The organism is Streptomyces sp. NPDC002776, assembly GCF_053592195.1.
Genome location: NZ_JBSFVG010000010.1, coordinates 295,832 through 303,731, shown reverse-complemented (window position 1 = coordinate 303,731; position 7,900 = coordinate 295,832). Strand labels below are relative to the sequence as shown.

The following is a 7,900-nucleotide window of genomic DNA, read 5'->3' as shown; positions in this document are numbered from 1 at the left end:
AGGGCCCGCTCCCGCTCCACCAGCAGCGGCAGCGGATCCGACGCGGTCACCAACTCCCGCAGCGGATACCGCGACAGCACCGCATCCACCTCGGGAGTCAGGGCCGCCGCGAGGCGCGCGGTCGCCGGGCGGGTGTCGTCCCTGAGGTGTTCGGCCGCGGTGAGGAGCATCCGCCGCTGTTCGGAGGGGACTTCGGTGGCGGCCCGCTCGTACAGCCGGGCGCCCTCCTCCAGGACCAGCTCCGTGTCCATTCCGGCCGGGATCTTGATCCGGGCGTGGTGCCGCCAGGTGGTCACCGGATCGCCCCACGCCTCCACGGTGTACGTCCACAGGCCCTCGGCGTCGGGCGTGACGTCGGCGCCCCAGCGGTCGGTGCCCGGCGCCAGTTCGCGCATCGGCGTCCAGGGACCGGGACGGCCCTCGGGGTCGCGCAGCACGACATTGGCGGCCACGGCGTCATGTCCCTCGCGGAACACGGTCGCCGAGACCTCGAACGTCTCGCCGGTCACCGCCTTGGCGGGCCTGCGGCCGCGCTGGACGAACGGGCGGACGTCGAGGACGGGTATGCGCCCGACACCGCGAACGCCGTTCGCGGAGGGTGGCTCCGCGCCGGGCGGTCCGGCGGCGGCCGGGCGTGGTGCGGGAGATCGCTCGGGTTTGCGCGTCGTGGGTGCTGACGAGTGGTGCTTGGCGGGCATGACCGCTCCTGTCCGCGTCAACGTGGGTGGGCGGATGGATAGGGGGTGGGTCCTGCGGGATGCTGTTGTGGTGTACCTGTGGAGTGTCCCGGAGGAGCCTTCCCACCCTATTCGGGTGAGCAATCCGGCACTTTGTTAACTACTCACGCGTATATCTGCCCACAGGACCGGCCCCGTCCGGTGAACGGGACCGATCCTTCCGGGGTGTTCTCAACGGGGCGCGAACATGTCGCTACGAGCCCGGTACCTGGAGCAGTTTGTTCGGTGAGCCCGGCCCGCGCCCGGAGACCCTTCCGCTCACCGCCCCGGCCACGAGCGCCTCGGACACCTGTGCGGGCGTGGCCTTGCGATGGTCGGCCAGATGGAGTGCGGCAGCGCCCGCCGCGTGCGGCGACGCCATCGACGTACCGGACCGGGTGGCCCTGGCGCGGTCGCCCCTGGACGACGTCGAGGTGATCGACACGCCCGGTGCGAACAGGTCGAGGGCCGAGCCGAAGTTGGAGAACCCCGCCCGCGCGTCCTCGCGGTCGGTGGCGCCGACCGTGATCGCCTGGCGCACCCCGGCCGGTGAGGAAAGACCGGCCGGGAGACCGTCGTTGCCCGCGGCGACGGTGTGGGTGACGCCGGACACGATGGAGGTGCGTACGGCCGCATCGAGCTGGGCGTTGTAGGCGCCGCCCAGGCTGAGGTTGGCGACCGCCGGCTTCCTGGCGTTCCTGGTCACCCAGTCGATGCCCGCGATGGCCTGGGCGGTGGTGCCGGCGCCCGCGTGGTCGAGGACGCGCACGGAGACCACCTCGGCCTTCTCGGCGACGCCGTACGCCGATCCGGCGACCGTGCCCGCCACATGGGTGCCGTGGCCGTTGCCGTCGCCCGCGGACCCGGACGCGGTGTAGCGGCCGTTGAGCGGCAGGCTCGGCTGGTCCACGCGGTCCAGACCCCAGGACGGCGGGTTCTTCCGGGTGGTTTCCGGGGCCACCCGGGTGTCCTGCGCGACCGAGGCGACACGCGGGTCGGCGGCGAGTTGTCGTGCCTGTCTCTCGCTCGCCGGACCGCGTAACCGTTGAGAACGGCGCCGTAGGTGTGGCTGATTCTCGCCCCGTACCGTTCCGCCAGGCCCTTTCCGGCCACCGAGGGAGCCCGCGTGCCCTCCTTGAGTGTCACCAGGTAGCTTCCGCTGACGGTGCCGGGTCGCCCGGCGCCGAGGATCCGCCCCTCCGGCGCGGCGCGCGCGAGCGGGCCGATGGCCGAAAGCGCCGCGGTACAGGTCACCGCGGTCAGGCCGCCCGCCCAGCGCAGAGACCGGGTTCGCGTCCGTGCCATGGTCCGAGTCCCCTCCTCGCTCGGCGTCCGGCCACCGCTGCCCGCCGGGCCGCACCCGGCGCGGGCCGGACGCCACGAGCAGCCTCGCGTGGCGGACGAAGTCGCCACAAGGACGCCGGTGAGGGCGGAATCGGCCATATCGCCGAGGGCGGATCCGGGAAGGTGGCGGTGCTTTTCGGACGACGTCCGTGAGTGGTCCGGGTGGAGTCCCTGTCCAGGTTCGAGGGAGACGCGGGAAAGGCGCCGTGGTTACAAAGCGCCCGCACCGATACCGTGCAGATGATGACAGGACGCACACCGCCGTGCGTCCTCTTCCGCACGCCTGCCGAGGTGGAATGTGAAGGCGATCCGTCGATTCACCGTCCGTCCCGTTCTCCCCGAACCCCTGCGGCCGCTCAGCGATCTGGCGCGCAATCTGCGCTGGTCCTGGCATGCGGAGACCCGCGACCTCTTCCAGTCCGTCGATCCCGAGCGCTGGGCCGCCTCGGGCGGCGATCCGGTACGGCTCCTGGGCAGTGTGGCGCCGGGAAGGCTGGCCGAGCTGGCCGAGGACCGGCGTTTCCTGCGCCGTCTGACGGCCGCCGCCGACGATCTCCACGACTATGTCTCCGGTGACCGCTGGTACCAGGCCCAGTCCTCCGAACTCCCGGCCGCCGTCGCCTATTTCTCCCCCGAATTCGGCATCACCGCCGCCCTGCCGCAGTACTCCGGCGGCCTGGGCATCCTGGCCGGCGACCATCTGAAGGCGGCCAGCGATCTCGGGGTGCCGTTGATCGGTGTGGGGCTGCTGTACCGGCACGGCTACTTCCGGCAGAGCCTTTCCAGGGACGGCTGGCAGCAGGAGCACTACCCGGTGCTCGACCCCAACGAACTGCCGGTGGCCCTGCTCAGGGAGGCCGACGGCACCCCAGCCCAGGTCTCCCTCGCCCTGCCCGGCGGCCGCTCCCTGCACGCCCGGGTCTGGCTGGCCCAGGTCGGCAGGGTCCCGCTGCTGCTCCTCGACTCCGACGTGGAGGAGAACGACCTCGGCGAACGCGGGGTGACCGACCGGCTCTACGGCGGCGGCAGCGAGCACCGGCTGCTCCAGGAGATGCTGCTCGGCATAGGAGGGGTCCGGGCGGTACGGACGTACTGCCGGCTGACGGGCCACGCGGAGCCCGAGGTCTTCCACACCAACGAGGGGCACGCCGGCTTCCTCGGGCTGGAGCGGATCGCCGAACTCTGCGACCGGGGACTCGACTTCGACTCCGGCCTGGAGGCGGTCCGGGCCGGGACCGTCTTCACCACCCACACCCCCGTCCCCGCCGGCATCGACCGCTTCGACCGGGAACTCGTCGCCCGCCACTTCGGGCCCGACGCCGAACTCCCGCGCATCGACGTCGAGCGGATCCTCCAGCTCGGCATGGAGTCCTATGCCGGGGGCGAGCCGAACCTGTTCAACATGGCGGTGATGGGTCTGCGTCTCGGCCAGCGTGCCAACGGTGTCTCACTGCTGCACGGCAACGTCAGCCGGGAGATGTTCTCCGGGCTCTGGCCGGGCTTCGACGCCGACGAGGTGCCGATCACCTCGGTCACCAACGGGGTGCACGCCCCGACCTGGGTCGCCCCCGAGGTCTTCCGGCTCGGCGCCAAGCAGATCGGCGCCCAGCGCACCGAGGACGCCTTCACCGTCGGCGGTTCCGACCGCTGGGACGCGGTGGCGGACATCCCGGACCAGGAGATCTGGGAGCTGCGCCGGGTGCTGCGCGAACAGCTGGTGACGGAGGTGCGCGAGCGGCTGCGCGCCTCCTGGCGGCAGCGCGGCGCCGGCAGCGCGGAGCTGGGGTGGATCGACGGGGTGCTCGACCCGGACGTCCTCACCATCGGCTTCGCCCGCCGGGTCCCGTCGTACAAGCGCCTCACCCTGATGCTGCGCGACCAGGACCGGCTGATGGAGCTGCTGCTGCACCCCGAGCACCCGGTCCAGATCGTGGTGGCGGGCAAGGCGCACCCGGCGGACGACGGCGGCAAGCGGCTCATCCAGGACCTGGTGCGGTTCGCGGACGATCCGCGGGTGCGCCACCGGATCGTCTTCCTGCCGGACTACGGCATGGCGATGGCACAGAAGCTGTACCCGGGCTGCGACATCTGGCTGAACAATCCGCTCCGCCCGCTGGAGGCGTGCGGCACCTCGGGCATGAAGGCGGCGCTCAACGGCTGTCTCAATCTGTCCGTGCTGGACGGCTGGTGGGACGAGTGGTTCCAGCCGGACTTCGGCTGGGCGATCCCCACCGCGGACGGCTCCCAGACGGACCCGGACCGGCGCGACGACATCGAGGCGGCGGCCCTCTACGACCTGCTGGAGCAGCGGGTCACCCCGCGCTTCTACGAGCGCGGCCAGGGCGGACTGCCCGACCGCTGGATCGAGATGGTCCGCCAGACCCTCACCCTGCTCGGCCCGAAGGTGCTGGCCGGGCGGATGGTCCGGGAGTACGTCGAGCGCCTGTACACCCCGGCCGCGCTCGCCCACCGCGCGATGGACGCGGACTCCGCGCGCGAACTGGCGCTGTGGAAGGCGCGGGTGCGGGCGGCCTGGCACCGGGTGAGCGTCGACCATGTGGAGACCTCGGTCGCCACCACGACCGCGGAGCTGGGCACGACCCTGAGCCTGCGGGTCCGGGTCGGCCTCGGCGAGCTGGTCCCCGACGACGTGGAGGTGCAGGCGGTCTCGGGCCGGGTGGACGCCGAGGACCGGATCACGGACGCGGCGACGGTCCCGCTGAAGCCGACCGGCGGTCCCGACCTGGACGGCCGCTGGGTCTACGAGGGCCCGCTGTCCCTGGACCGCACGGGGCCGTACGGCTACACGGTACGGATCCTTCCGGCGCACCGGCTGCTGGCGTCGAGCGCGGAACTGGGGCTGGTGACCGCGCCGTCGCAGGACGTGGTGGAGGGCGCCGGGGTGCTCCTGCGCTGAGGCGGTACGGCGGGGGCGTCAGCCGGTGTCGCCCCCGCACAGCCTGCGCAGGGCCGCCCCGCACCGCCGCGCGTAGGCCTGCTGCAGGCCGCGGCCGGCGGGGCCGCCCGCGCGGGCGTACCACTTCGCGGCCCGGCTGAAGGCGTGCACCGTCAGCCAGACGGTGCCGTCCCCGGTGCGGTCCACGACGAAGGACTCCTCGCCGCACTCCGGATGCCCGGGCAGCGTGCCGTACGCCCAGCCCGCCCGGCGGTGCTCCTCCAGCGTCCAGACCACCCGGCACGGTGCCTTGATGACGCCGGCCAGGGTGACGGTGACGTCGACCCCGGGCGCGGCCCGTTCCGCGGAGGCGTCTATGCCGACGCCCACCGCCCGGTGCATGTCCCAGGTCAGCACCGCCTCGGCCGCCCGGCTGAAGACCTCGTGGCCCTCGCCGATACGGGTGCGCACATGCAGGGGACGGAATCCGGGCGGGCAGAACCCGGGCTCCCGGGTGGCGCCGACATCGTCGTACGTGAAGGACATGGGGCCTTAGCCTAGGGCGGCCGGCGCCCGCGGGACGCAGCGGGCGCCGTCCCGGGGAGTCGAACCACCGGGACGGCGCCCTGGTCACAGGGGAGCGGGACGTTCTACGGGAACGTCAGCTTCCAGCTGTTGATGTAGCCGGTGTCGGCGGACGCGTTGTCCTGCACCCGCAACTGCCAGACGCCGTTGGCGACCTCGGAGGAGGCGTTCACGGTGTACGTGGTGTTGATGTTGTCCGCGCTGCCGCCGGTGCCGTAGCCCTTCAGCGTGTACGCCGTGCCGTCGGGGGCGACGAGCTGCACCTGGAGGTCACCGATGTAGGTGTGGACGATGTCGACCGCGACCGCGAGGTTCGACGGCGCGTTGCCGGTCCGCCCGGAGACGGTGATCGACGAGGTGACCGCCGCGCCCCGGTCCGGGATGGCCACGTCGGCGGTGTTCTCGAAGGAGGTGCCGCCACCGCCGCCGCCGGGCCGCGCGCCGACCGCGACGCCCGCCCAGGCGTGCTGCACCGCCGCGTACTCGGGGCTGGTGGTGCCGTACAGCTCACCGGCCGCCGCGAGGGTGCCGGTGCGGGCGCCCGCGTAGTTGGTGGTGGAGGTGAACTTCGTGGTCAGGGCGCGGAACCAGATCTTCTCCGCCTTGGCCCGGCCGATGCCGGTGACCGGCAGGCCGTCCGCGGTCGGCGAGTTGTAGCTGACGCCGTTGATGGTCTTGGCGCCGCTGCCCTCGCTCAGCAGGTAGAAGAAGTGATTGGCGGGGCCCGACGAGTAGTGCACGTCGATCGAGCCGATCCCCGAGTACCAGCTGTCCTTGGACGAGCCGTCCCTGCTGGGCTTGTCCATGTAGCGCAACGGGGTGCCGTCGCCGTTGATGTTGATCTCCTCGCCGATGAGGTAGTCACCGACGTCGGAGGAGTTGTTGGCGAAGAACTCGACGGTCGCGCCGAAGATGTCGGAGGTCGCCTCGTTCAGGCCGCCGGACTCGCCGCTGTAGACCAGGCCCGCGGTGTTGGAGGTGAGCCCGTGGGTCATCTCGTGCGCGGCGACGTCGATCGAGGTCAGCGGGTTGGCGTTGCCCGAGCCGTCGCCGTAGGTCATGCAGAAGCAGCTGTCGGACCAGAACGCGTTGACGTAGTTGTTGCCGTAGTGGACCCGGGAGTACGCGCCGACGCCGTCGCCGCGGATGCCGCTGCGCCCGTGCACGTTCTTGTAGTAGTCCCAGGTCAGGGCGGCGCCGTAGTGCGCGTCGGCGGCGGCCGACTCCAGGTTGGACGGGCTGCCGTTGCCCCACACGTCGTCCGGCCCCGAGAAGAGCGTCCCGGTGCCGGAGGTGCCGCGGTTGAGGTTGTACGTCTTGTGGTTGCCGCGCGCGCCGTCGGTGAGGTTGTACGTCGAGCCGGACTGGGTGGTGCCGAGCGTCACCGTGCCGCTGTAGACGGTGTTGCCGGTGCCGGTCTCGATCGCCTCCCACTCGTAGAGCTTCTCGCCCGAGGTGGCGTCCGTGATGACGTGCAGCTCCTGCGGGGTGCCGTCGTGCTGGAAGCCGCCGACGACCGTCTCGAACGCCACCTTCGGGGTGCCGCTCGCCGCCCAGATCACCTTGCGGGGCGCCCGGTTGACGTCGGCGTCCTTGGCGTCCTCCGCCTCCGCCGCGGCCAGGGCCTGCCGCTCGGCCTTCGCCGCGGAGACCGCCGCCTCGGTGGTGGCCGGCTCGATGGCCCGCTTCGTGGCCTTCACGACGGCCGCGGTGGCGTCCGCCTTCGTGCTCTTGACGACGAGGTCGCCGCCGAGGACGGGCAGTCCGTCGTAGGTGCGCTCGTAGCGGGTGTGGATCGTGCCGTTGCCGTCCTTGAGGACGTCGCGGACGACCAGCTTCTCCTTGGCGCCCAGGCCCAGCTCCGCGGCGGTCTGTGCCTTGGTGGCGTTGGCCGTGCGGATCAGCTCGGCGCGCTGGGCGGGGGTGAGCTTGACCGACTCGGCGCCGGGGATGACCTTGCCCGCGGCCGACGGTGCCTTCTCCGGGGCGGCGGTGGCGGCGCCCGACTGGACGGCCGTGGCGATCAGGGCGGCCACACCGACGAGGGCGGCTGCCGCGGCCCGGCGGGTGGTGGATCTGTGGGGGGTGCGTCTGTCCGAGGAACTGCTTCTCAAAACTGACTCCTTCTGCGCGGCCGCGGATCGCGCGGCCAGGGGAGACCGTCCGGCGGGTGGGCCGGGCGGGCAGAGCAGCGGTACGCAGAACGACGTGCGGGAGCGACGGCCGGGCGCAGCGGGCGAACCTATGGGGTTGCTGTGCGTCGGCCGTGGGAAGAGTGGCAGGAGATCCGCACTCCTGTCAGGGGCGCGTCAGAAAGTTGGCCGGAAATCGTTCGTTGTCCGGGAATTCATGTTCGCTA

4 protein-coding genes and 1 pseudogene are annotated in these 7,900 nt (G+C 72.0%); 1 reads left to right on the top strand and 4 read right to left on the bottom strand.

Annotated elements, in window-relative coordinates:
• Window positions 1–698 (bottom strand): maltotransferase domain-containing protein (locus ACWD11_RS21995; protein ID WP_451284877.1); only part of this gene is annotated, 698 nt, incomplete at its 3' end.
• 232 nt (window positions 699–930) lie between these two features.
• Window positions 931–2,021, bottom strand: a pseudogene (locus ACWD11_RS21990) (S8 family peptidase).
• A gap of 337 nt (window positions 2,022–2,358) precedes the next feature.
• Between ACWD11_RS21990 and ACWD11_RS21985 the strand changes: the two are divergent.
• A complete protein-coding gene (locus ACWD11_RS21985; RefSeq protein WP_389414864.1) occupies window positions 2,359–4,977 on the top strand; it encodes a glycosyltransferase family 1 protein in 2,619 nt (872 codons plus the stop codon).
• A gap of 18 nt (window positions 4,978–4,995) precedes the next feature.
• Here ACWD11_RS21985 and ACWD11_RS21980 read toward each other — a convergent pair whose 3' ends face one another.
• Both ACWD11_RS21980 and ACWD11_RS21975 read right to left on the bottom strand, forming a co-directional pair.
• Entirely contained in the window at window positions 4,996–5,502 is a 507-nt protein-coding gene (locus tag ACWD11_RS21980; protein ID WP_451284875.1) for a DUF1990 family protein, read from the bottom strand.
• A gap of 104 nt (window positions 5,503–5,606) precedes the next feature.
• Window positions 5,607–7,655 carry a M4 family metallopeptidase gene (locus ACWD11_RS21975; protein ID WP_389414862.1) on the bottom strand — a complete coding sequence of 683 codons (2,049 nt, stop codon included), beginning with the start codon at window positions 7,653–7,655 and terminating at the stop codon, window positions 5,607–5,609.
• Between the last annotated feature and the right edge of the window lie 245 nt (window positions 7,656–7,900).